General features: G+C 73.1%; 16 protein-coding genes and 1 pseudogene. 9 read left to right on the plus strand and 8 right to left on the minus strand.

The genetic code is table 11. The features are described from left to right. Positions 1-63: 63 nt before the first annotated feature. The 3 genes from U8525_RS22860 to U8525_RS22870 form a co-directional block, all read right to left on the minus strand. Positions 64-1,653 (minus strand): glucose-6-phosphate isomerase, encoded by a 1,590-nt coding sequence (locus U8525_RS22860; protein ID WP_374268410.1) that lies wholly within the window; start codon positions 1,651-1,653, stop codon positions 64-66. 169 nt (positions 1,654-1,822) lie between these two features. Next, complete coding sequence (locus U8525_RS22865) at positions 1,823-2,722, minus strand: sterol desaturase family protein (protein WP_374268411.1); 900 nt, start codon at positions 2,720-2,722, stop codon at positions 1,823-1,825. 20 nt (positions 2,723-2,742) lie between these two features. Then, positions 2,743-3,381 (minus strand): TetR/AcrR family transcriptional regulator, encoded by a 639-nt coding sequence (locus U8525_RS22870; RefSeq protein ID WP_374268412.1) that lies wholly within the window; start codon positions 3,379-3,381, stop codon positions 2,743-2,745. A 628-nt stretch (positions 3,382-4,009) separates the two neighbouring features. On the opposite strand from U8525_RS22870, the pseudogene U8525_RS22875 reads away from it, so the two are divergent. Further along, positions 4,010-4,174: pseudogene (locus U8525_RS22875) on the plus strand (M23 family metallopeptidase); the annotation flags it as partial. A gap of 225 nt (positions 4,175-4,399) precedes the next feature. Here the strand turns inward: U8525_RS22875 and U8525_RS22880 are convergent. Together U8525_RS22880 and U8525_RS22885 are read right to left on the minus strand one after the other, a co-directional pair. After that, positions 4,400-6,109, minus strand: coding sequence for a GTPase (locus U8525_RS22880; RefSeq protein ID WP_374268413.1), 1,710 nt, complete (start codon positions 6,107-6,109; stop codon positions 4,400-4,402). A gap of 79 nt (positions 6,110-6,188) precedes the next feature. Beyond that, entirely contained in the window at positions 6,189-6,899 is a 711-nt protein-coding gene (locus U8525_RS22885; protein ID WP_374268414.1) for a hypothetical protein, read from the minus strand. Positions 6,900-7,221: 322 nt separating this feature from the next. On the opposite strand from U8525_RS22885, the gene U8525_RS22890 reads away from it, so the two are divergent. Then, a complete protein-coding gene (locus tag U8525_RS22890; protein ID WP_374268415.1) occupies positions 7,222-8,547 on the plus strand; it encodes a hypothetical protein in 1,326 nt (441 codons plus the stop codon). 78 nt (positions 8,548-8,625) lie between these two features. Here U8525_RS22890 and U8525_RS22895 read toward each other — a convergent pair whose 3' ends face one another. Next, entirely contained in the window at positions 8,626-10,893 is a 2,268-nt protein-coding gene (locus U8525_RS22895) for a di-heme oxidoredictase family protein (protein ID WP_374268416.1), read from the minus strand. A 281-nt stretch (positions 10,894-11,174) separates the two neighbouring features. Here U8525_RS22895 and U8525_RS22900 point away from each other — a divergent pair, with 281 nt between their 5' ends. Continuing rightward, positions 11,175-11,825, plus strand: a complete 651-nt coding sequence (locus U8525_RS22900; RefSeq protein WP_374268417.1) for a 2OG-Fe(II) oxygenase — start codon at positions 11,175-11,177, stop codon at positions 11,823-11,825. Next, complete coding sequence (locus U8525_RS22905; protein ID WP_374268418.1) at positions 11,822-12,481, plus strand: SRPBCC domain-containing protein; 660 nt, start codon at positions 11,822-11,824, stop codon at positions 12,479-12,481. Before U8525_RS22900 ends, U8525_RS22905 begins: the two co-directional genes overlap by 4 nt. A gap of 6 nt (positions 12,482-12,487) precedes the next feature. Here U8525_RS22905 and U8525_RS22910 read toward each other — a convergent pair whose 3' ends face one another. Beyond that, positions 12,488-14,101, minus strand: a complete 1,614-nt coding sequence (locus U8525_RS22910) for a Na+/H+ antiporter (RefSeq protein ID WP_374268419.1) — start codon at positions 14,099-14,101, stop codon at positions 12,488-12,490. Positions 14,102-14,372: 271 nt separating this feature from the next. Between U8525_RS22910 and U8525_RS22915 the strand changes: the two genes are divergently transcribed. Beyond that, positions 14,373-15,275 carry a dimethylarginine dimethylaminohydrolase family protein gene (locus tag U8525_RS22915; RefSeq protein WP_374268420.1) on the plus strand — a complete coding sequence of 301 codons (903 nt, stop codon included), beginning with the start codon at positions 14,373-14,375 and terminating at the stop codon, positions 15,273-15,275. Continuing rightward, positions 15,265-16,059 carry a hypothetical protein gene (locus U8525_RS22920; RefSeq protein WP_374268421.1) on the plus strand — a complete coding sequence of 265 codons (795 nt, stop codon included), beginning with the start codon at positions 15,265-15,267 and terminating at the stop codon, positions 16,057-16,059. Before U8525_RS22915 ends, U8525_RS22920 begins: the two co-directional genes overlap by 11 nt. Before the next feature lie 3 nt (positions 16,060-16,062). Here U8525_RS22920 and U8525_RS22925 read toward each other — a convergent pair whose 3' ends face one another. Beyond that, positions 16,063-16,716: an MBL fold metallo-hydrolase gene (locus tag U8525_RS22925; protein WP_374268422.1), complete on the minus strand. Its 654-nt coding sequence runs from the start codon at positions 16,714-16,716 to the stop codon at positions 16,063-16,065. A gap of 139 nt (positions 16,717-16,855) precedes the next feature. Here U8525_RS22925 and U8525_RS22930 point away from each other — a divergent pair, with 139 nt between their 5' ends. The 3 genes from U8525_RS22930 to U8525_RS22940 all read left to right on the plus strand — a co-directional run bounded on the left by U8525_RS22930 (position 16,856) and on the right by U8525_RS22940 (position 23,780). Then, entirely contained in the window at positions 16,856-18,739 is a 1,884-nt protein-coding gene (locus U8525_RS22930; RefSeq protein WP_374268423.1) for a lipase maturation factor family protein, read from the plus strand. A gap of 199 nt (positions 18,740-18,938) precedes the next feature. Continuing rightward, positions 18,939-22,811 (plus strand): protein kinase, encoded by a 3,873-nt coding sequence (locus U8525_RS22935; protein WP_374268479.1) that lies wholly within the window; start codon positions 18,939-18,941, stop codon positions 22,809-22,811. A gap of 162 nt (positions 22,812-22,973) precedes the next feature. Beyond that, a complete protein-coding gene (locus tag U8525_RS22940) occupies positions 22,974-23,780 on the plus strand; it encodes an Ig-like domain-containing protein (RefSeq protein WP_374268424.1) in 807 nt (268 codons plus the stop codon). Positions 23,781-23,793: the final 13 nt, after the last annotated feature.

A 23,793-nucleotide genomic window follows, 5' to 3' on the forward strand; every position in this document is an offset into this window, starting at 1 on the left:
CGCCCTTCGCCCGGGGGCGGCGCTGGGCCACCGCGAGGCGTTGCCCCGTGGGGCCGTGCTTCGTCAGCCGGCCTGGAAGCGGGCCTCCGCCGGCCGCGCGCCGCCCGAGCGCTTCACGCCGTGGTCGCCGTTCGCGGACAGGTGCTCCAGCAGCTTGAACACCGTCTCCACCTCATCCGCCGCGCCGAGGTCCTGCGCCAGCTGCTCCGCCGAGCGCGCCTCCGCCTTCGCCGCCTTCAGCTTCGCCAGCAGCTTGCCCTGCAGCTCCAGCACGCGCCCCGCGGCCTTCTTGCCCGCCTCCACGCCCGGCTGGTGATAGGCGTTGATGCTCACGAGGCTCGCGTAGAGGCCCACCGCGCGCTCATACAGGGCAATCAGCGCCCCCAGCGTGCGCGCGCTCACGTCCGGCACGGTGAGCGTCATCGACTCGCGGCCCTTCTCGAACAGCGCCCGGCGCGTGCCCAGCAGGAACCCCAGCAGGTAGTCGCCGCTGGTGTTCTCACCCTCCACCGCCAGGGACTTCCCGTCCCGGTCCTTCAGCACCTCCACGAAGGTGACGAAGAAGTTGTTCACGCCCTCGCGCAGCTGCTGCACGTAGGCGTGCTGATCCGTGGAGCCCTTGTTGCCGTAGACGGCGATGCCCTGGTTCACGACCTGTCCGTCCAGCGACAGCTCCTTGCCCAGGGACTCCATCACCAACTGCTGGAGGTACCTGGACATCAGCATCAGCCGGTCCTTGTACGGCAGGATGACCATGTCCTTCTGGCCCTTGCCGCCGCCCGCGTGGAACCACATCAGCGCGAGCAGCGCCGCCGGGTTCGCCGCCACGTCATGCCCGCGCGTCGCCGCGTCCATGTCCTTCGCGCCCGCGAGGAAGCCGTCCACGTCCAGCCCCTGCAACCGGGCCGGCAGGAGCCCCACCGCGGACATCACCGACGTGCGCCCGCCAACCCAGTCCCACATGGGGAAGGTGCGCAGCCACTGATGGCTCCTGGCGTAGCGCTCCAGCTCGCTGCCGTCGCCGGTCACCGCCACCGCGTGCGCGCCGAAGTCCAGGCCGCGCTGCTTGTAGGCGGCCTCGGCCTCCAGCATGCCGTTGCGCGTCTCCTTGGTGCCGCCGGACTTGCTGATGACCACGGTGAGCGTCTCCGCCAGCCGCTCGCCCAGGCCGTTGAGCACGCGGTCCATCCCGTCCGGGTCGGTGTTGTCCAGGAAGTGCACCTGCATGGCGTCCCGGCCGCTGCCCAGCGCGTCCGCCACCAGCTGCGGGCCCAGCGCGGAGCCGCCGATGCCGACGATCAACACCTGCGTGAACCGCGCCGCCTTCGCGGGCTTCACCTTGCCCGCGTGCACGTCCCTGGCGAACGCGGCCACCTGGGCCTGCATGTCCGTGATGGCCGTCTTCAGCTCCGCGTCCGGCGCCAGCTCCGGGGCGCGCAGCCAGTAGTGGCCCACGCGGCGCTGCTCATCCGGATTGGCGATGGCGCCCCGCTCCAGCGCGTCCATGGCCTGGAAGGCCGCGTCCATGCGCGAGCGCATCCCGTCCAGGAAGTCCGCGCCGAAGCCCATGCGGGAGATGTCCAGCGTGAGCCCCACGGAGGGGACGACGCACAGGTGCCGCTGGTACCGCTCCCACAACTCGCGCTCCGTCATGACCCGACTCCCTTGCAAGGGGCGCCGACCTCATGCGCGGCGCCCGCCAGAACCGTCGCGGCGCACCGTAGCAAGGCCCGCACGGCGGGGACGCAACGATGTCGCGCGCCGCGTTGCCTGGACGTCGGTTCCCCCCTCACGTTGTCCGCCACCCGGAAGGGCGCGGGCCCTACGGCGCCGGGTGCACGGCCTCCGCGGACGGAGGCCCCGCGGGCGGCGGCGCCTCCCGGGGCTTCCACGCCGGGTTGCGGAAGATGTAGCCCAGCCGCTGGCTCAGGGGCCCCGGGCGGGCCGCGTCCCTCGCGATGGCGGCGAACTCGTGGAACGCGATGCGCACCGGGTTGTACGTGGTGAGGTTCTTCGTCAGCCCGTAGATGGGGCGCTCGGTCTCCGGGACGAACGTGCCGAAGAGCCGGTCCCAGATGATGAGGATGCCCGCGTAGTTCACGTCGATGTAGGCCGCGTTGGACGCGTGGTGCGCGCGGTGGTGCGAGGGCGTGTTGAACAGCCACTCCACCGGGCGCGGCAGCCGGCCAATGGCCTCCGTGTGGATCCAGTACTGGTACAGCAGGCTCACCGCCTGCTGCGTGACGATCATCTCCGGGGAGAAGCCCAGCAGCGCCAGCGGCGCCCAGAACACCCAGCCCGTCATCGGCGTCCACGTCTGCCGCAGCGCCGTGGACAGGTTGTAGTGCTGGCTGGAGTGGTGCACCACGTGCGACGCCCAGAAGAGGCGGCTCTCGTGGTGGACGCGGTGGAAGGCGTAGTAGCAGAGGTCCTCCAGGAAGAAGAGCAGCACCCACGCCACCAGCCCGTGGCCCATGCGCAGCGGCGTCAGGTGGTAGAGCGCCGCGTAGCCCGCGAACGCCACGCCCTTCCAGAAGACGCCCACCGCCACGTTGCCCAGGCCCATGGACAGGCTGGCCAGCGTGTCCTTCCAGGTGTGGCCCTTGAGGCGCTCGCCGCGCTCCTGGCGCAGCCTCCTCACCCACAGGGCCTCGGCGATGACGGTGATGACGAACACCGGGATGGCCGGGGTGATGAGGTCGGGGATGTGCGTCATGTCCATGGCTGCTGACCTCCTGCGAATCAATCCCTGGGGGCGAACGCGACGCGCATGAGGCGCGCCAGCGTGTCCAGCATGCGGCGGTGCGCGGGATCCGAAGGCCGGGCGGCCCCGCCCACCGCCGCGCCCTGCACCGCGTCCAGCGCCAGCTCCACCACGTCGTCGAAGTCCGGGTGCGTGGCGGCCACGTCCGGGAACAGCTCGCGCGCCACCCGGTGCAGGTTCTGGCGGTGCGGCCCGTCCACCACCGCCAGCGCCTTCTGCAACTCAGGGCTGGTGCGCGCCGCGACGTAGAGCTCGACGGCGGCCTGCAATTCCGGCCGCTGGTAGGCGGCCCACAGCATGTCCACCGCCGCGCCCACCCGGTCCTTCCCGGAGGGGCGCGCCCCCACGCCCGCGAGGAAGTCCTGGATGAGGCGCGGGAAGAGGTGCTCCACCGCCACCGCCAGCAGCTCCTCCTTCGTGTCGAAGTGCGTGAAGAGCGCCCCCTGCGACACCCCCGCCCGCTTCGCCACCTCCACCGTCGTCAGCCGCGCGTAGCCCTGCTCCACCAGCGCCTCGATGGTGGCGTCCAGCAGCTTGCGGCGCGTCGACTCGCGGCGCTCCGCCTGCGTGCGGCGCGCCGGGACCGCGGCCTTCCGGGGGACGGACTTCGGGGACATGCCGGAACGATAATCCGCAACTTAAAAAGTGACCAGTCACTTTCTTGGGGTGGGTCCCGCGGTGTCCGGCGGCCGACGACCGCGCCCGAGGGTGGGGCCGTTCCAGGCCTGCCCGCGGGGTATCCGGGCGTCCGGGCGTATGCCTTTGCGCCCGTCCAGCTGACAGGGATTGGAGCGGATGGGGTTGAGGGGAACGGCGCCTGCCAACCGGACAGGCAGGGAGCCAGGCGCTCCCGCGCTTTCGAGCGGTTCTCCCTCTGGAGTGTGGTCAAGCGTCGCCCCCTTGAGACAGGGCGGGGCGTGGCTCGGCTGCTAGTGATCCGTTCAGGATCCGGCGAAAATGGCTGGGAAATAGCGCAAGGCCTTGCGCTGGTTGACCGCCCGCCCCGATATGAACCTCTCCGCTCTGCTCGTCGGCTCCCTCCTCGCTTCGGCTCCTGCCCTCCCTCCCTCCGCCGCGGCGGCCGCGAACATGCCCGAGGTGGGCGTGCCCTTCGCGTGTGGCCGCATCTATACGGTGAGCCAGGGCCACGAGACCGGGAGTCATCAGCACAACGACACGTTCGCGTGGGACTTCCGGATGCCGGAGGGCACGCCCATCGTGGCGGCGCATGATGGCGTCGTGCGCATGGCGCGCGGCGACAGCAAGCAGGGTGGCTGCGGCGAGCAGTTCGCGCCGCTGGCCAACTACGTCGTCATCTCCCACGGCGACGGGCTGGAGACGCAGTACCTGCACTTCAGCGCCGTGGTGGTGAAGGCCGGTGAGCGCGTGAAGGAGGGCCAGCTCATCGGCTTCTCCGGCGCGACGGGCTGGGCGTGCGGCGCGCACCTGCACTTCAAGGTCGCCAGGGAGCAGGGCTCCGGCTGGAACAACCCCTCCGTGCCCGCGCGCATCGTGGGCTACGGGGACCCGGTGCGCGACACGCTGGTGTCGGCGCCGCTGTGCAAGGACTCCGCGCAGCCGATGATGGCCTCCAACGGCGGCGTCCACGTGCCGGGCCAGGCCGTGATGTCCATGTCACCCGACAGCGCGAATCCGCTCCAGGATGCGACGCGCGGCCTGCCGCCCGGCGCCAAGGCCATCATCGACGGCCTCTCCCAGCCTCCCGCCCAGGGCGGCGAGGGCCTCGACAAAGCGAGCCCGGCCCGCACGCCCCGCATGGCGAGCGGCTCCGACGAGGCTCGCTGACGCGAGCAGCGCCCCGGCGCCCGCGAGCAGCCCGAAGAAGGCCCCCGCGTTGAGGAAGTACTCCAGCGGCAACAGGGGGCCTTCGACGTAGCCGCGCACCACGCGGTAGCCCACGTGCCCCAGGAGCGCGAGCAGGGGCAGGTTGATGAGCGGCAGCACCAGCCACCGGGCCGTGCGCCACCAGCGGGCCACGGCCTCCGCGACGGCGGTGGAGGCCGTGTAGCGCCACGCCCCCGCCCGGGCCACGCGCAGCTCCGCCAGCAGCGCCTCCACGTCCGGCACGCCCAGGCTCTCCGCCTCCAGGCCCTGCGTGCGCGCCACGCTGCGCGCCTCCGCCAGGGCGGTGCGGGCGGCGGACTCCGCGAGGAAGTCGTCCTCGAAGGGCTCCACCACGGCCACCTCCGCGGCGCGGGCGCGGGTGCGGTCCCTCACCGCGTCCACCACCGTGGAGGCCGCCGCCACCGCGAGCCCCGCGGGCAGGCTGCGCCGGGCCACCAGCGCGCCCGCGCCCATGCCGGACGCGCCCCACAACGACAGCCGCAGCCCCCACGCGGCGGGCCCCCAGAAGCGGCCCGCGGCCTGCCGCCGCACCTCCGCCGCCAGGTGGCCGTGGGCCAGGGACAGCCGCGCGTCGAAGTCCGCCTGGAGCGCCTCCGCCGCGCGCCCGAGCCCTGCGTCCAGCGCGGCGCGCGTCTTCGCGAGCAGCGCGTCCGTGTCCGCGAGCGCCGCCTGGACGGTGGCGGCGAACTCCTCCAGCGCGCCCAGGGCGTTGGTGTGGCGCACGCGCGCGGCGACGGCCTGGGTGGCCAGCCCGCGCAGGTGGAAGAGGAGCGGGCCGAACTCGCCGGAGACGTCCTGGCCGTCCTTCGCGGCGCGCGCGCTGATGGCGAAGACGGGGATGTCCTCCGCGGCCAGGCCGTAGTGCTGGGTGGCCACGCGGCGGACCTGGGACTTCAGCGCGTCGCGCGAGTCGGCGGAGAGCTCGTCGGCGAAGTTGAGGATGAAGACGAGCGCGCGGCGGCGGGCGAACTCGGCGAGGAACTCCACCTGGGTGGCCTCCGCGACGCTGCCCCGGTGCATGACCACGAGCGCGACGTCCGCCTTGTCCAGCGCGGCGCGCGCGACGTCGCGGTGCTGGGTGGCCACGCTGTTCAGGTCCGGCGTGTCGATGAAGACCTGGCCGCTCCACAGGCCCTGCGGCCTGGGCGCGTAGCGCACGACGCGCGCGCCGGTGCGGGCCAGCTCGTCCGTGGAGGTGCCCTCCGGCGCGAAGAGGGTGGAGGCGGTGCTGGTGGGGCGGTCCACGCCCTCGCGGGAGAGGTCCTGGCCGGAGAGGGCGTTGAGCAGGGTGGACTTGCCCGCGCCGGTGGCGCCCACCAGCGCGACGACGAGCGGCGCGTCCCGCCGGGCCACGCCGCGCGCGTAGTCCTCCAGCAGGCGCTCCAGGCGCGGGCCGTGGGGCTTCAGCGCGGGCAGCGACAGGGCGTCGGCGAGCAGCGGGCGGAGGGCTTCGGGGTCGGGCAGTCGGGTGTCGTCCACGGAAGGGCCAGCGTCGCGCGGATGGGCGCGTGCTGGCTACGAAGATGCGCGGCGACGGTGCGCCAGCGTGCAGTCGCCCTCAGCTCGCGACGGCCTCGGCGACGCGCGGGACCTGGCCCGGGTCCCCGACGGTCTTCCACAGCCAGGCGTTCACGTCGAAGCGCGGGTCGCCCAACTGGCGTCCCAGGTCGATGCCGTCCCAGGCCAGGTGTTGATCGTCCGGCGGGCCCAGGTCGCTGAGCGTGCCCATCAGCCGGTTCAACTGCTCTTCGAGGAAGCTCTCGTTGGAGGCGCCGAACATCGCGTAGAAGGCCAGGTGGTGGGTCGGGTCCTCCCGCGGGCTGGCGCCGCCGTGGACGCGGCTGGCGCGAAAGCCGGTGGGCGGGAGCGGGTGCGGGTGGTTGAGGTTCCAGCGCTGATCCCGCTCCGACGCCAGGCCATCCAGGCCGGAGTCCGTGCCGGCGAACAGCAGGCCCAGGTCGCGCCCGGCCTCCGCGCCGTGGATGCGCGTGGTGGGGCCCTCTCCGGTGGTGAGCAGCCACCGGACGCGCTGGGCCGCGCGGGAGAACAGCTCCAGCGCCAGGCGCCCCGCGCGGCGCTCCTCCTCGGCCCGCTCCCGGAGGAGGTCGCGTCGCAGGTAGGCGTGCTGGCGGAAGAACTCGCGCACCGCGGCCACCCGCCGCGTCGCGGCGGCGGTCAGCCAGTGTCCCCGTGCATCCAGGAAGGCCACGGCCTCCACCTGGAGCTCATGGTCGGAAAGCGGCGGCGGGGCAACGATGCGATGCGCCAAGGGCGTTCTCCGGGAAAGGGACACCTGAAACTTCGGAATGCCCCGCAAGACTGGGAGTGGAGGCCTCCCCACGCGTGTCTGCCATTGCGCATCCCGGATGCGGACCGTGCTCCCGTGCGCGGTCACCCGGGACGCCAGGGTGTCGGGGGGCCTCCGCGGATGTGGTCCCGCCTTGGTGGGGGAGCGCCGTCCCTGGCGAAGCCTCCGCCGTGGCCGGGGCGCTCCAGTTTTCCACCCCCTGCGGGGAATAGGCGCGAGCGCTGGCGTAACCCATGGGCGAACCCGGCCTCTGCCGCTGCCTGCACTCCTGGGGAATCCAACGATGACGCGCATCCAACCCGAGCTGCTCCGCCTCCTTCTCCTTCCCTTCGCGGTGGTCCCGCTGCTGGTGGCCTGCGGCGGAGAGGAGCCCGCTCCAGACGATGACACCGGCGACGCCCCGCCCACCGGGGGGCTCTGCGTCCGGACCATCTCCGATGCGCTGACCTCCGCAGCGGCCTGGGCGCCGGGGGACGAGCAGTGCTCCTATGAGGTGACCGGGGTCGTGGAGGTGCGCGACGCGCTCACCATCGCCCCTGGCACCGTGGTCCGCTTTGGCCCCGAAGCAGGACTGCTCGTCACTTCGACCGGCTCCCTCCACGCGGTGGGGACCGAGGCTGCCCCCATCCTGTTCACGGGGAAGACCCTCACGCCAGGCTACTGGAAGGGGCTCGCGTTCAAGTCCAACACGCCGGAGAACGCGCTGGAGCACGTGGTCATCTCCTACGCGGGCAGCGAGCAGCCGTTCTGCTGTGACTTCTTCTATGGCGCTGGCGGCGGGCTGGATGCCGCGGGGGCAGTGGTGGTGGGGTCCCAGCTGGGAGGCATCAGCCAGGTGCGGCTGGTGGATGCGACGCTGGAGAAGAGCGGCACGAACGGGTTGTTCGTCTTCAACAAGGGGCGGCTGCCGGGGTTCTCGCGCAACCTCTTCCGGGGCAACGTGGGGGCCCCCGCGGTCGTGAGCCTGTCCGTCGCGGGGGCCTTGGACGGCGCGAGCATCTACTCCGGAAGCAGCTCCACCCAGCCAGAGGCCAACGGCGACAACGTCGTCCATCTGCAGGCGGCGCCGGTCGCGGACACGGCCACGGCGCAGACGCTGCGCAGGCTGGACGTGCCCTATGGGGTCTCCACCGGCGTGCCGGACACGACCCTGGAGTACTCGGGGGCGCTCACGGTGGAGCCGGGGGTGCGCCTCCAGTTCGAGGCCGAGTCTGGCCTCCGCATCACGGAGACCGGCTCCCTGGTGGCGCGCGGGACGGCGCAGGCGCCCATCGTGTTCACGGGCAGGACGCAGACGCCGGGATACTGGAAGGGCCTCTCCATCCGCTCCCTGAGCCCGGACAACGTCCTCGACCACACGCAGGTGAGCCATGGGGGCTCGGACTCGTTCTGCTGTGACTACTTCACGCGGGATGGGAGCATTCGGGCCAACATCTCCGTGGGAGGCGCCCTGGGGCGGGGGAGTCTGACCCTGACCGACTCACTGGTGTCACAGGGCGCCGGCTGGGGCGTCTTCGTCTTCAAGAACGCCACGCTCACCCAGAGCGCCAACACCTACGACGGCAACGTCGGCACCGTGGGCCGCGAAGAGACGCCCCTCGCGCCCTGAGACGACACGACGCCGGACGCGAGGGGCTCACGGTGGCCCCTCCCGCCCGGCGTCCGTGTGCGAAGCCGGCCCGCCGCCCTACAGCGAGTTCACGAACTTCAAGAGCGCGTTGCGGTCCGCGGCGCTGAGGTTCACGAAGGCCTGCCGGGCGGCCTCGCCCTCGCCGCCGTGCCAGAGGATGGCCTCGGTGACGTTGCGCGCGCGGCCGTCGTGCAGATACGCCTCACCGCCGGACACGCCCGCCGTCAGGCCGATGCCCCAGAGCGGCGGCGTGCGCCACTCGGCGCCGGAGGCCTGGCCCTCCGGCAGGTTGTCCGCCAGGCCCGGGCCCATGTCGTGCAGCAGCAGGTCCGTGTACGGGTGGATGGTCTGGCTGCGGAACTCGTTCATCGCCGCGTACTGGCTGGTGGTCAGCGTGGGCGCGTGGCACTTCGCGCAGCCCGCGTTGTTGAACACCGCCTCCCCCTGGAGCGCCGTCGCGTCCGAGTGGTCGCGGCGCGCCGGCACGCCCAGCAGCGCGATGTAGCGGGTGAGCTTGTCCAGGTCGCTGTCGGCCAGCTCCACGCTCGTGCCCGCGCAGCCCTGCTGCGACGAGCCGCAGTCCTGCGTCTTGAACACGCTGGTCGTCACGCCCATGTCGCTGTTGAGCGCCTCGGCCACCTGGTGCTTCACGCGCGCCGCCGCCGCCTTCCAGCCGAAGCGACCCATGCGCGTGACGCCCGTCTCCGGGTCCTTCACCGTCTGCATGCGGCCGGAGATGCCGTCGCCGTTCGCGTCGTTGGGGTCCGCGAGGCCCGCGATCTGGGACTCCGGCACTGCCTCCAGCAGGCCCATGCCAATGAGCTGCGGCGTGATGCGCGGCGAGAAGTTCGTCGGCGTCACGTTGAGGAAGCTGTAGCTGGGCTTGCGCAGCTGGTACGTCGCCCCGCCGGGCAGCGTGCCGCTCGCCGTCGTCGTCCAGCCGCTGATGCGCACGTCCGCCTCCGGCGTGCCGCTGACCGCGCGCGGCTGCAGGCGGAAGCCCAGCGCGGGGTCCGCCGTCACCGCGCTGCCGTTCACCTTGCCCACCTTCACCACGTAGTTGTCCAGCGTGGTGTTCGTGGTGGAGGGCGGCAGGCCGCGGCCGTTCTGCTTGTGGCAGGAGATGCAGGACACGTTGACGTAGTTGTTGCCCAGCTTGTTCGCCTGCGCCGTGAAGAGGGGGTTGTCCGGCTCGGAGTGGCTGCCGTCGCGGAAGTTCGTGTGGTGCAGGCGGCGGCCCTCGACGAAGGGCTGCGCGCTCACCGGCGCCAGGTTGGTGGCCATCTGGAGGAAGCGGTTGTCCGGCTCGTTGGAGAACGGCGTGTGCAGCGTGCCGCGGCCGCCCGCCCAGGCCTTCTCCGGCAGCGGGAAGGAGTCGCGCAGCGAGCCCTGGCCCTCGAAGGGCACGATGCCGCCCTGGCCCACGATGTAGAGCATCACCGTGGAGTAGTAGTTGAAGCGGCCCTCCACCGGCCCCTGGAGGAATACGCCGATCTCCAGCTCCATCCGGTCGCCGTTGCGGATGGCGCGGCCCTCCTTGGCGTTGAAGTTCACCGACGACGTGTACTTGTAGTCGTTCACCTTCACGAAGTCCGCGTTGTGCCAGTACTCGGCCACCGTGTTGATGCCGCGGAAGAACGCGCGGAAGTCCGGCGAGTCATACGGATAAATCGTGTACAGGTTCACCGTGATGACGCTGCCGCCCTTGGCGACCTCGTCCACGATCTCGATCCAGTGGGTGCGCTTCTCGAAGTACAGCCTCAGGTAGTGGTCGTAGGCCTGGTACTCGTCCTCGCGCATGTGGCGGTCGCGGACGCGGTCGCCCACGCGGGTGATGAGGGCCGTGGCGGTGTTCTCCACCGTGGCGGGCTCCAGCGCGGTGGCGCTGGTGAACAGCGGCACCACCGGACCCGCGTCGCCGCTGGGCGGAGGGCCCGCGTCCACGCCGCTGCCCGCGTCGGGAGTGCCCGTGCCCGCGTCCGTGCCGCCGCCGGTGCCCGTATGCGTGTAGCGCGTCCAGGTCGTGTCCCGCGCACAGCCGCAGGACGTGTCCCAGTACGTGAAGAAATAGTCGATGGTGTTGCCGTTGCTCAGGCCCGTGACGGTGTACTGGTTGCGACCGCCCGTCACCGTCATGCGGATGTTCAGCTGCCCGCCGTCGTTGAGCTTGTAGTGGATGTCCGCCCAGTCCGTCGTGTCGACGTAGAAGACGGCGGATGAGCCAGACGGCGTGACGCCATACGTGGCGGCTTCTGCGGCTTGCACCGCCAGACAACTGACGGCCAGGAATGCGAGCGCGATTCCCGTGAGTCTGCTTCGGCTCATGGTTGCGAACTCCCGTGGGTGGATGGGGCGTGGGACGGCGAGCGCTACAAAGGGGGACTTCGTAGCTTGTCCGAAGAAAGTCGGAACGGCCGGAGGTCGCAAGGTGGGATGGCTGAGAATTCGGCTTAGGCTTGATAACTGATAAATAAGCGAAATTGATATTGCTCCTGATGCGCTGCGTTATCCTGATTTGACGCGTTGTGTTGGAGGGGGCGTGGGCGTGCCCGGCCCCGGGCGGCGGGGGATGGGGCGGCGCGGCGTGGGTGGGTAGACTCCGGGCCATGCGCTTCCAGCCACCGTGGGGTGGGGCCTTCCGGCTCGACACCTTCTTCCACCGCACTCCGGACGTCCTCCCCGAGGAGACGATGGCCGCCATCCGCTCGGCCATCCTGGGCTCGTCGCTGCTGGGGGAGTCGAACCTGTCCGGGCAGTTCTCCGGGACGTACGGCTTCTCGCTGACGTTCCGGCGGGACGCGCTGCCGGAGGTCCACCAGCGCTTCCCGGCCTTCGCGCCGTACCTGGCGAAGACGCTGCTGCCGGAGTGCAACGCCTTCCTGCTCAACCCGCTGCTGGTGGGGCAGGGCCGGAACGTGGCGGCGCACATCGACCGGAGCCTCGAGTTCTACGGCCCGAGCATCGGCTGCCCGGTGGCGGTGAGCGTGCTGTATGTCCAGGTTCCGAAGGAACTCCGGGGCGGGGCGCTGCGGCTGTACCACCGGGGAGGGCAGGTGGCGGAGCTGGCGCCCCAGCAGAACGCGCTGGTGATGTTCCGGGGCGACCTGCTGCATGAGGTGGAGGCCGTCACCTCCGGCGCGCCGGGGCTGTCGGAGTCGCGGATCAGCCTGGTGGTGGAGCAGTACCGCGCGCCGGCGGCGCTGCTGGCGAACGTGCCGCGCTTCGAGCTGCGCACGCGCTCGGGGGTGCGGGCGTGAGCGACCTGACGCTGGAGTGGAGGCTGCCCGCGCCGCCGGACGCGGTGTTCCCGGCCCTCTCGGAGCCCGCGCTCATCCGCCGCTGGTTCGGCGCGCCGCCGGGCTGCCACCGCACGCACGCGCCGGACCCGGGCGCGCTGGGCCAGCCCTACCGGGTGGGCCTGCGGGACGCGGCGGGGCGGGCGTTCGCGCAGGTGGGCTGCATCGTGGAGGTGGCGCCGGGGCGGTTCCTGGCGCTGGAGATGGACTGGGAGGGCGGGCCGGTGCCGGCGGGGCGCACCCGGGCGGAGCTGACCTTCCACGCGACGGACGGGGGCACGCGCCTGGAGCTGCGCCAGGGCCCGTTCGCGGACGACGCGGCCCGGGACGCGCACCGCGCCTACTGGGAGGCGTGCCTGGGGCGGCTGTCGCGCGTGGTGGCGGGCGAGGCGGTGCCGTGCTTCGAGGAGTTCTGGGAGGAGTCGCGCGGCTACGTGGGGCCGCTGGCGGTGGCCGCCTACGCGGTGCTGGCGGGCCTGCGCGAGGCGGGCGCGCCGAGGGAGACGGTGGCCCAGGTGGAGGACGTGCTCTACACGCACCTGTCGCGGCTGCGCGAGGACACCGCGGCCGTGCTGGGCGCGGTGCTCCAGTCGCGCGTCGAGGGTGACGCGAGCTGACGGCGCTCAGGAGGCCAGGGCCTGCGGCGGCGGCGAGGCCTGGGCGTCCTCCGCCGGGACGTGGGCCTCCGCGTCCTTGGCCTTGGCGATGCGCTCGTCCAGCTCCGCGGTGAGGTGCTCGAAGACCTCCTTGTTGAGCGTGCCCTGCTGGTAGGCGTTGAAGAGGGCGGCCTTCTCCACGATGAGGACGCGGCGGATGGCCTCCTGCTCCTCCTCTTCGTGGAAGCGGTTGGACTGCTGCTTGAGCGTGGTGAGCTCCTGCTCCACCGCCTGCGCCTTCTGCTGGTAGTCCCGCTCCAGCGGCTCCAGCACGTCCACCGGGATCTCCCGCGCGCGGCGCATGGCCTCCAGGGACGCGAGCGCCGCGTGGATGGCGCCCAGCTTGCCGCGGGCCAGCTCGTACTGCTCCTGGTAGACGTCCTTCTGGCCGGTGATGCCCATCCACTTGAGGAGGGGCGCCATGGTGAGCCCCTGGAAGATGATGGACAGCACCACCACGCCGAACGTCATGTTCACCAGCAGCTCGCGGTGGGCGAAGTCGTTCGGGAGGCCGAGCACCAGCACCATGGACACCGCGCCGCGCAGGCCGCTCCAGGTGAGCACCGCGCTCCACTTCCACGGCAGCTTCTCCGACGTGAACCGCAGCAGGCCGGACACGCCATAGACGACCACCGCGCGGCCCAGCACCACCGCTCCGTACGCCAGCAGGATGGGCAGCCACGACTGGAGCAGCGACGTCAGCTGCACCTCCAGGCCGATGAGCAGGAACACCACCGAGTTGAGCGCGAACGCCAGGTACTCCCAGAAGCTCTCCACCGCGATGCGCGTGGTGGGCCCCATGCCCAGGCGCGCCGCCCAGTTGCCGCACAGCAGGCCCGCCACCACCACCGCGATGACGCCCGAGTAGTGGAAGTGCTCCGCCACCACGAAGGACCCGTACGCGGCGATGACCGTGAGGGTGATCTCCACCATGGCGTCCTCCACGCGGAGGATGACCTTGGACGCCGCCCAGCTCACCGCCCCGCCGATGACGGCGCCCATGCCCGCCACCTTGATGAAGTCCAGCACCGCGCCGCCCACGGTGAAGGACTGGCCGCCGGCCACGCCCAGCACCAGCGTGAAGAGCACCACGGAGGTGCCGTCATTGAGCAGGCTCTCGCCCTCCACCAGGATGGCCAGCCGCTTGGGCGCGCCCAGCGCCTTGAACAGGCCCACCACCGCGATGGGGTCCGTGGACACGATGAGCGACGCGAACACCATCGCGTGGATGAGGCCGAAGCCCTCCAGCAGGTTCATCCCCCGCATCGCCGGGGACAGCAGCAGCGCCGTGAGCGCCATGGACGCCACCACGCCCGGGATGGCCATGGAGGTGATGGCCAGCTTGTTCTTCATGAACTTGCGGAAGTCCACGTGGAACGCCGCCTCGAACAGCAGGCCCGGCAGGATGACCGCGAACAGCAGCTCCTTCGTCAGGTGCGGAGGTTCGAAGGCATGCACGATGCCCAGGCCCAGCCCCGCCAGAACCAACGCCACCGTGTACGGAAACTTGAAGTAGCGCGCCGCGATCGCCACCGCCGTCGCGATGGAGAACAGCAACACGAAGGCCAACTCGAAGTGCATGAATCCCCAGCCCGTTCGTGCTCGAAAGGGGGGAGGATGCCATGCGCACGGGGCGGTGGGGCAACCCCCTTTCGAGTGGAAATGAGAGGGGACGTGCAGGCGTGGCATTTTGCCAGACTGCTTTCTCAAGGCTGGAGAGGGATCAGCGCGAGGGCCCGCGCCGGATGAAATGAACATCCACTGTGGAGCGGCGGACGGCCGGGCTTCGGGCGGGCGGAGGAGGGGGCTGGATGCATTGTGGGCCCCCGGGCCGGCGGCTAGAAGCGGGGGGATGATGGACCTCTTCCTCATGTCGCCCCCGGGCCGGGGCTGGGCGCTGCGAGGCCGCTCGAACTTCCGCAGCCGGGAGGCCGCTCCGGCGGATGCGCGCGGCGCGCGGCGGGAGTGGCTGGCGCTCGCCCGCCACATCGAGTCGCGGGGCGGCACGGTGGTGGCGCTGCCCTCGCCGTCGGACGCGCTGACGGGCATGCCCTACGCGGCCGAGTGCGGCCAGGTGGTGGCGCGCGAGGGCCAGGCGCCGCTGTTCCTCCTGCCCAGGATGCTGAGCGCGCATCGCTTCACGGAGCGCGACCACTGGGCGCCGCTGGCCCGGCGCCTGGGGATGGAGGTCGTCGACCCGGGCGTGGGCATCTGGGAGGCGCACGGCGACGTGGCCACGTTCGACGGCGTGACGCTGCTGTCCTGGGGCGGGCGCACCACGCTCGACGGCCTGGAGGCGGCCCAGCGGTTCTTCCCCGGCGAGGTGCTGCGCGTGCAGGTGCGCGAGCCCGCGTTCCACGGGAACATGGCGGTGCTGCCCCTGCCGGCGGTGGACCGGCTGGTGGTGTGCCCGGACGTGATGGCGCCGGAGTCGGTGGCGCTCCTGGAGCAGCGCTTCGGCGCGCACCGGATGGCGCGGGTGACGGAGGCGGACATCCGCCGCTACGCGACGAACGGGCTGCCGCTGGGCAGGGACCTGCTCGCGCCCACGGTGATGCCCCCGCACGTGGTGGCGCTGTTCGAGCGCCTGGGCATGCGCGTGGTGTCCATGCCCATGCCGGAGCTGACGGAGAAGGGCGGCGGCTCGTCGCGCTGCCTCGTGTCGCGCGCGTCGGTGGAGGCCTCGCGCGTCACGCTTCCGCCCGAGTACCGGCTGGACGTCGTGGCGAAGGACCTGGAAGCCGATGGCGGGTGAGCTCGCGTCGCTGGCGCGGGCGTTCTTCGCCGCGACCCCGGAGCTGTCGTTGCAGGCGCTGGGCTCCGGCGTGCATGTCCCGTCGCTGGACCTGGCGCCGTACGGCATCCCGGTGACGCACCTGCTGGCGGAGCACGACGCGGAGCTCGCGCGGCAGTACCTCACGCTCAACCAGCTGGCGTTCGGCGGCCTCGGCGTGCCGCGCTGGGTGCTGTCGGACCTGTACCTGATGCCCGGCGCCATCGGGCTCTTGCGCTGTCCCGCGCGGCTGCTGAAGGCGCCCGCGCGCGAGCGGCTGCTGCTGGCGGACGAGGAGTCCGCCATCGGCGCGGCCTGCTACGTGGCGCCGTCGCTGACGCCGGGGCTGTTCGTGGGCGTGTCGCTGTTCAGCTTCCTGCCGGGGCGGGGCGCGTCCGCGTGGGTGAAGCTGCTCACGCTGGGCATGGTGCGCGCGAAGCGGCTGCGCGGCGTCACCCAGTGGGACAACCCCGCCGTGCGCGTGCACTCGCGGCTGGGGCCCATGCGGCTGGTGGGGCGCGCCCCCGGCGGGCACGACTACGACGAGCGCACCTTCGTCTACGAGACGGACCTGAGCGACGAGGCCCGCGTGGCCCGGGCGATGGTCCGGGGCGACTCTCCGGCGCCCGCCACTCGCATCCCCGTCACGGACCTGCTGTCCCTGGGCGCGCTGCTGGACCGCGCGGAGCGGGGCGCCCGGCTGGAGCTGGCGCCTCCGGGGCAGGATGACGGCCACGTGCTGGTGCGCGAGCTGCCGCCGGGCTGAGGCTCAGGGCGCGGGGGCGTGCGGGAACTCGTCGTCCTGCTCCAGGGCCTTGCGCAGGGCGCTGGCGCCGTCCTTGAGGATGGGCGCGCCGTGCGCGAAGCAGACGGTCTGGATGGGCAGGTGGTCCAGGATGCGCTGGATGCTGGTGCGCGTGCGCAGCGGCTCGTCCTGGTACTCGCCGGGGACGAAGGTGGGCGTGCGCCGGCCCTCGTGTGACAGCAGGTCGGAGATGAACACGACCGCGTGCGGGCTCTTCTGGAGCCAGAGCGTGTACATGGCCTCCGTGGGCCCCGGCGTCTGGAAGGTGTTGAGGCCGCCCGGCAGCGTGGTGCCGTTCACGTACTCGAAGTCCGGCTGCTCCTCCAGGCCCTGCGCGCCCTCCGGCGCCCAGACGGGCACGCCGAACAGCTTGCGCATGCGCCACGCGGAGCGCTGGTGGTTGCCGGCGGTGAGCACGATGGCGTCGATGTCGCCCAGCTTGCGCAGGGCCTTCTCGTCGATGGGCAGCGGGTCGATGAGGGTGACGGTGCCGTCGTCGTCCACCACCGCGTAGGCGTCGCTGCGGATGCCGCCGAGCCGGTCGTCGGAGACGGTCCAGTGGTGCACGCCGGGGACGATCTCTTCCGTCTTCTTCGCCTGGGCCTTGGGCTCGCTCATGCGGACAAAGCTAGGCACCTGTCCCCGGATGACAGGGGGGCGCGCTCCGCCGCCCGCCTGCCCCTCCAGCGGGCCCTCCCGCCCCCTTCGCATCCCTCCCGCCGCGCGCACCTTTGTCATCGGACGGAGGAGAGACCCGATGCGCGCGATGACCCGCGAGCCGCGACCGCTCGTGCTGTTCGATGGAGACTGCGGCTTCTGCAGGCGCTGGGTGGCGCGCTGGCGCCAGGACACCGGGGGCCGCGTGCGCTTCGCGCGCGGGAGCGGCTGGCTGCTCAAGCTCCTGGGCATCCCGAAGAGGGACATGCGGCGGGCGATGCAGCTCGTGGAGCCGTCGGGGCGCCGCTCGGCCGGCGCGGAGGCCGTCTTCCGCATGCTCGCCTGGTCGCCTCGCTGGAGCACGCGGCTGGCCGCGCGGCTGGGCCTGGCGCCCGGCGTCCGGCAGGTGGCGGACGCCGTGTATTCGGTCATCGCGCGCCACCGTCGGCGCGCGGCGCGGTGGGACACGTGGTTGTTCAGCCGCGTGACGGAGCCCGCGGAGCACCGGCTGGTGCGCTGGGCCTTCCTGCGGCTGCTGGGCGGCACGTTCCTCATCGCCTTCACGTCGCTGGGCAGGCAGGTGCTGGGGCTCTACGGCGCGAAGGGCATCCGCCCCATCCGCGACGTGGCGCAGTCCGAGCGCCATGCCGCGCAGGGCCGCTGGCGCCGCCCCTCCGTGTTCTGGAGGGACGCGTCGGACGCGGCGCTGGTGCGCGGCTGCCGCGTGGGGCAGGCCCTGTCGCTGGCGCTGCTCCTCAACGTGGCCCCTCGCCTGAGCGCGGGCGCGCTGTGGGGCCTGTACCTGTCCTACGTGTCGCTGGGCCGCGAGTTCCTGTCGTTCCAGTGGGACGTGCTGCTCCTGGAGATGGGGCTGCTGGGCGCGCTCACCGCGCCGGGCGGCGTGCGGCCCGGGCTGGGGGCGCGGGACGTGTCCGCGCTGGACGTGGGGCTCTTCCGGATGCTCGTGTTCCGGCTCTACTTCGGCTCCGGCATCAGCAAGCTCCACTCGGGGGACCGGACGTGGCGCGAGCTGAGCGCGTGCGACATGTACTTCGAGACCGCGCCCCTGCCCACGCGCGGCGGCTGGGCCGCGCACCAGCTCCCGCGCGCGGTGCGCCACGCGGGCACGGCGGCGGTGCTGGCGGCGGAGACGGCGGTGCCCTTCCTCGCCTTCGGTCCCCGGCGCGTGCGGCAGGCCACCTTCGGCATCCTCTCCGCGCTCCAGGCGGCCATCATGGCCACGGGCAACTACGGCTTCTTCAACGTCCAGTCGCTGGCCCTGGGGCTGTGGCTGCTGGACGACGCGGCGCTGAATCGCGCGCTGCCGGAGGCGCTGTGGCGCGACGCCCGGCCCGCGCGGCGGCCGTCGGTGTCGGGCACGGCGCTGTCCACCGTCGCGGCGGTGCCGCTGCTCACGCTGGGCGCCGTGGAGCAGCTGCGTCGCATGGGGGCGTGGCCGCGCGGCCCGGAGCGCCTGGTGCGCGCGGTGGACTGGCTGGAGGACCGGGTGCTGCCGCTGCACTCGGTGAACTCCTATGGCCTGTTCGCGGTGATGACGGTGGACCGGCCGGAGATCACCATCGAGGGCTCGGACGACGGCGTGCACTGGGTGGAGTACCCGTTCCGTTACAAGACGTCCGCCGTGGACCGGCCGCCGCGCCAGGTGGCCCCGCACCAGCCCCGGCTGGACTGGCAGATGTGGTTCGCCGCGCTGGGGTCGCCGCCCTCGTGGTTCCTGGCCCTGCTGGAGCGGCTGCTGGAGGGCTCGCCGGAGGTGCTGGGCCTGTTCGCGTCCAATCCCTTCCCGGACCATCCGCCCCGGCTCGTCCGCGCGGTGCTCCACGACTACCGGATGACGTCCCTGGAGGAGCGCCGGCGCACCGGCGCCTGGTGGAAGCGCGAGCGGCGCGGGCTGTATGTGTCGCCGTTGACCCTCGCGCCCGGGACGTCCGAGCAGGCCGGCCGACTGACCTGGCACGCCTGAGTCGCGCCCGGGTCCGGGCCCCGCATGCCCGGTACGTCAGGACCCCACACCGAGGCGGAGCGGCGAATGGCTTCCCATGCGAAAGCGAGGGGCCGGGGACTGGCGGGGGATGGGGATCGCTGGGTACGGTGCAAGGGCGATGGTGTCCGGTGCTTCCCCGTCTTCCCTCATCTTCGGCAGGTACGCGGTCTTGCGCCGCGTGGCCGTGGGGGGCATGGGGGAGATCTTCCTGGCCCGTCAGGTGGGGGTGAGCGGCTTCGAGCGCCCCGTCATCCTCAAGAGCCTGCTGCCGGACCTGCTGGAGCACGAGGGCTCGGTGGAGATGTTCCTCGACGAGGCCCGCGTCGCGGCGCACCTGAACCACCCGAACGTCGTCTCGCTGTACGAGGTCGGCGCGTGGCAGGGCACCTTCTACATCGCCATGGAGTACATCGAGGGCGAGAACCTGGGCCGCCTGGCGAAGGCGGCGCAGCGGGCCGGCACGCCGCTGCCCCACCGGGTCTGCGCGCAGATGATCCGCGACGCGGCGCTGGGGCTGGACCACGCGCACCACGCGCGCGACAGCCAGGGCCAGCCGCTGGAGCTGGTGCACCGGGACATCAGCCCGCAGAACATCATGGTGCGCCTGGACGGCCTGTCGAAGGTGGTGGACTTCGGCGTGGCCAAGGCGAGCATCCGCGCCAGCCGCACGCGCACGGGCGTGCTCAAGGGCAAGCTGCGGTACATGTCGCCGGAGCAGGTGCGCAACGAGCCCGTCTCCGGCACCAGCGACCAGTTCGCGCTGGGCGTGGTGCTGTGGGAGCTGTGCACGCGCCGGCCGTTCATCGACACGGACAACCCCGCGGAGGCCATGCGGCGCATCGCGCTGGCGGCGGTGCCCCGGCCCTCGCAGTTCGTGGAGGGGCTGTCACCGCAGCTGGAGCAGATCATCCTGCGCATGCTCCACCGCGCGCCCGGGCAGCGCTTCGCCCGCTGCGCGGACGTGGCCCGCGCGCTCCAGGCCTACCTGGATGACGTGCCGGAGACCCCGGAGGAGTCCGTCTCCGCGGTGGTGACGCGGCTGGTGGGCGACGCGGTGCTGGCGCGGCTGCGCGACGCGGGCAGCGGCGAGCCCGGCCTGCCCCAGGTTCGCGAACCCTCCAACGTGTCGTGTCCGCGCTGCGGCCAGTCCACCAGCGCGACCAGCCGCTTCTGCCCCGCGTGCGGCAACTCGCTCACGCCTCCCGGGGACGCCGCGCCGAAGGCGCTCACGCCCTCGTCCGGAGGCGCCGCGCGGCGGCTGCCGTCGATGCCCGTGCTGCGCGAGCCGCCCGTGCACCTGGGCGACGAGGCCCTCCCCGACGCGCCGACGGCCAAGGCGCCCGCCCGCCGCGGCGACGGCGCGGTGCACGAGCCGCCCACCGACCCGACGATGGAGGTGCCCGCGCCGCTGGCCTCCGCGCTGGCCGAGGCGCCGCCCGCCGCCGAGGACGACGACGGGCCCCCGGCCCTGGGAGACGACGCCCCGGGCCCCACCGTGAAGATCCGCGCGATGGACGCGCAGGCGCAGATGCGCCGGCTCACGCTGCTGGTGGTCGGCGGTGAGCCGGCCCACGCGGCCCGGCTGCGCGACGCGGTGGCGCAGGCCTCGACCCGCCACCACGTGGAGGTGGTGGCGCTGTCGGACACGCACTGGTGTCTGCCCTTCGGCCTGCCGCAGGCGCACCCCGAGGATGCGACGCGGGCGCTGAGGTGCGCGGAGGCCCTGGGCGGCGCCGGGCCGGGGGTGCGGCGGGGCCTGGAGTCCGGCGTGGTGCGGGTGAGCACGGAGGCCGGGGCGCCCCGGCTGTCCGGCCAGGGGCTGGAGCGGGCGCGGGCGCTGGCGGACGCGGCGGTGCCCGGGGAACTGCTGGTGGGCGCGTCGGTGAAGGCGCTGCTGGTGGAGGCGGGCGGGGTGCGCATCGGCGTGGCGCGCGAGCTGCCTGGCGGCACGGCGTGGCGGGTGGAGTCCGGCGCGCCCGCGACCCGCGTGGACGCGCTGGTGGGACGCGACGAGGCGCTGACCCAGGCGGCGGTGGTGGTGGAGTCGGCGCGCAAGGGCGAGGGCGGCGCGCGGCTCTTCGTGGGGCCCACGGGCGTGGGCCGCAGCCGCTTCCTGGAGGCGGTGGCGGAGCTGGCCACGGGGGCCTCGCCGCGCGTGGTGTACGCGTGGGGGGGAGACCCCCGCTCTGCGGGGGCGATGGGGCTGTGGCGCACGGTGTTCACCGCGCTGTCGCGGGCCGCGACGGGGGGCGACGCGGCGCTGCCGCCGCTGTCGGGGCTGGGCCTCTCCGAAGCGGAGGCCGCGGCGCTCTGGCGGAGGCTCGCGCGGGGCGCGCCGACGGGCGGACACCTGCCGGCGGCGGACGGGGCGGTGGTGGACGCGCTCCAGCGGGTGGCGAAGCCGTCGGGCCTGCTGCTGCTGGTGGATGACGTGCACCGCGTGGACGGCCCTTCGCTGGCGCTGCTCGCGGGCGCGCTCGCGGCGAAGGACCTGGGCGTGGCGCTGGTGGCCACGGGCGACGTGGACGCGGTGCCCACGGCCCTGGCGTCCCTGCCCGTGACGGTGCTGGAGGGCCTGTCGCCGTCGGAGCTGAACGCGCTGCTCACCGCGAGCCTGGGCATGGCCCTGTCGCCGTCGCTGGAGCGGGCGGTGGCGGACCGGGTGCGCGGCAACCCCGCGCACGCGCTCGCGCTGGTGCGGCTGCTGGTGGCGGTGGGGGTGTTGCAGCGCACGGAGGGGGGCTTCCAGGCCAACGGGCCGCTGTCCCCAGCGGCGCTGCCGCAAGGCCTGGGGCAGGCCCTGGGGGCGCGGCTGGAGCTGCTGCCCGCCGCGGCGCTGCGCTTCCTCCAGCGGGCCGCGGTGGAGGGCTCGCTCTTCTCCGCGGAGCTGGTGCGCGCGTCGCTGGCGGCCGCGGACGGCGCGGAGGTGCTCGAGGACGCGGAGTGGGTGGCGCCCGTGCCCGGGCAGCCCGGCATCTTCCGCTTCACGCGCGAGGAGGCGCGGCAGGTGCTGCGCGAGCGCCTGTCCCTCCCGCAGCTGCGCGGCGCGCACCAGGCGCTGGCGGAGACGCTGGAGGACGAGGCGTTCGCGCACGAGCCGGCCCGCGAGGTGCGGGTGGCGGACCACCTGCTGGGCGCGGAGTCCGCTGGCGCGCCGGCCGCGTGCGAGCGGGCGGGAGACTGGTTCGCGGCCCGGGGCGAGTGGCGCGCGGCGGTGGACTTCTACCGCTGGGCCCTGGGGCGGGCGCCCGGAGCGACGGCGGCGGTGGTGCGCTGGCAGCTGGACGTGCTCGCCCGCGCGGCGGCGTGCCTCACGCAGGTGGACCCCGCCGCCGTGGACGGGCTGGTGACGCCGTGGCTGGACAACGTGCCGGTGATGCAGACGCCCGGCCGGTGGGCGGAGGCCGCGCGGCGCCTGGCCGTGGCGGAGCTGAAGCTGGGGCGCGTGGACGACGCGGAGGTGCGCCTCCGCATGGCGCAGGGCCCCTCGGGCGCGGATCCGGAGGTGGAGGCCCTGGTGCTGTGCGAGCTGGCCAGGGTGCGCGAGGCCCGGGGCGAGGCGACCGCCGCGGTGGAGCTGCTGGCGCGGGCCTTCCAGCGCATGGGGAACCGGACCCCGAGCGCGGCGGACTTCTTCTGGGAGCACTACCTGCTGCTGGGTCGGTTGCAGCAGCGGCTGGGGCAGCTGGACCGGGCGCGGGTGGCCTTCACGCGCGCGGCGGACCAGGCGCGGTCGGTGGGCAGCGCGGTGGGGCAGGCGCGGGCGCTGTCGCAGCTCGCGGGCCTGCGGGTCCTCGCGGGCGAGCCGGGCCAGGCGCTGACGGACCTGGAGCGCGCGCTCGCGCTGGCCGAGCAGGGCGGGGATGCCCAGGAGGTGGCGCGCATCCACTTCAACGCCGGGCGCCTGCTGGTGGCGGGCGGCCGGGCGCCGGAGGCGCGCGAGCGGCTGGAGCAGGCGAGGGAGCGCGCCCGGGTGGCGGGCTGGCGGGAGGGGGAGGCCCTGGCCGCGCAGGTGCTGGGGACGATGGAGGCCCGGGCCCCCCGCCGCTGAAAGTGCGGGAAATGCATCAGCAGGCGTGCAGGCGCGCGGACTTTGGCGCGGGCGCGCACGGTTTTCACGCCCTCCAGTGGGTCCGCCGGTAGACTTGGCCGCTCCCCACCCGCTCCCGTGCCTGCCTTCGTGAAGACGTCACGTTCCTTCTCCATTTCCCTCATGGGCCTCCTCGCGCTGGCTGTGCTGGGCGCGTGCGGACCGTCGCCCTCCACCATCACCCTGGAGCCGCCCGAGCTGCGCTATCTGCGCACGCAGGGACAGAACCTGCCGCTTGGCTACACGGTGCTGGACGCGGACGGGCGCAAGATGATGGACGCGCGCCTGCGCTGGACCAGCTCCGCGCCGGAGGTGGCCTCCGTGATGGAGGACGGCACGGTGGTGGTGCGCAGGTCCGGGAAGACCATCATCGGGGTGCAGGGGGGGCGGGCGAAGGCGGCGCTGCCGCTGGACCTCACCATCCTCGCGTCGCTGGACGTGCGCGCGCCGGGGGCGGACTTCGTGGAGGTGGGGCGCACCATCAAGCTGCGCGTGGTGGCGCGCAACGAGGCGGGCCACGTCATCGCGGACGCGGCGCCCGCCTTCCGCTCCACCAACGAGGCCGTGGCGCGCGTGGAGAACGGCGAGCTCATCGCCGCGTCGGCCGGCGTGGCCACCATCACCGCGACGCTGGGGCACCTGAGCCGCGCCATCGCCGTGCAGGTGGTGCCGCCGGACTTCGCGCGCCTGGGGCTGAACCTCACCTCGTACACCTTCAAGAAGAAGGGCCAGTCGGTGATGGTCCAGGCGCGCGCGTACAACCGCAACGGCGTGGCGCTGGAGCAGGTGCCGCTGGAGTGGTTCAGCTCGAACAGCGCCGTGGTGACGGTGTCGCCCGAGGGCCGCGTGACGGCCGTGGGCCCGGGGCGCGCGGTGGTGTCGGTGGTGGCCGGCCGTCGCCGCACCGCCGCGGACTTCATCGTCGAGTAGGTCCGCCGCTCCG

This window comes from Corallococcus sp. RDP092CA, from assembly GCF_041903675.1.
Lineage (GTDB): Bacteria > Myxococcota > Myxococcia > Myxococcales > Myxococcaceae > Corallococcus.

Bases quoted from the DNA above. Each gene is read 5' to 3' on its own strand.
- U8525_RS22860 (WP_374268410.1), bottom strand. From the start codon at position 1,653: ATGACGGAGCGCGAGTTGTGGGAGCGGTACCAGCGGCACCTGTGCGTC.
- U8525_RS22865 (WP_374268411.1), bottom strand. From the start codon at position 2,722: ATGGACATGACGCACATCCCCGACCTCATCACCCCGGCCATCCCGGTG.
- U8525_RS22870 (WP_374268412.1), bottom strand. From the start codon at position 3,381: ATGTCCCCGAAGTCCGTCCCCCGGAAGGCCGCGGTCCCGGCGCGCCGC.
- U8525_RS22890 (WP_374268415.1), top strand. From the start codon at position 7,222: ATGACGCGCATCCAACCCGAGCTGCTCCGCCTCCTTCTCCTTCCCTTC.
- U8525_RS22895 (WP_374268416.1), bottom strand. From the start codon at position 10,893: ATGAGCCGAAGCAGACTCACGGGAATCGCGCTCGCATTCCTGGCCGTC.
- U8525_RS22900 (WP_374268417.1), top strand. From the start codon at position 11,175: ATGCGCTTCCAGCCACCGTGGGGTGGGGCCTTCCGGCTCGACACCTTC.
- U8525_RS22910 (WP_374268419.1), bottom strand. From the start codon at position 14,101: ATGCACTTCGAGTTGGCCTTCGTGTTGCTGTTCTCCATCGCGACGGCG.
- U8525_RS22915 (WP_374268420.1), top strand. From the start codon at position 14,373: ATGATGGACCTCTTCCTCATGTCGCCCCCGGGCCGGGGCTGGGCGCTG.
- U8525_RS22920 (WP_374268421.1), top strand. From the start codon at position 15,265: ATGGCGGGTGAGCTCGCGTCGCTGGCGCGGGCGTTCTTCGCCGCGACC.
- U8525_RS22925 (WP_374268422.1), bottom strand. From the start codon at position 16,716: ATGAGCGAGCCCAAGGCCCAGGCGAAGAAGACGGAAGAGATCGTCCCC.
- U8525_RS22930 (WP_374268423.1), top strand. From the start codon at position 16,856: ATGCGCGCGATGACCCGCGAGCCGCGACCGCTCGTGCTGTTCGATGGA.
- U8525_RS22940 (WP_374268424.1), top strand. From the start codon at position 22,974: ATGGGCCTCCTCGCGCTGGCTGTGCTGGGCGCGTGCGGACCGTCGCCC.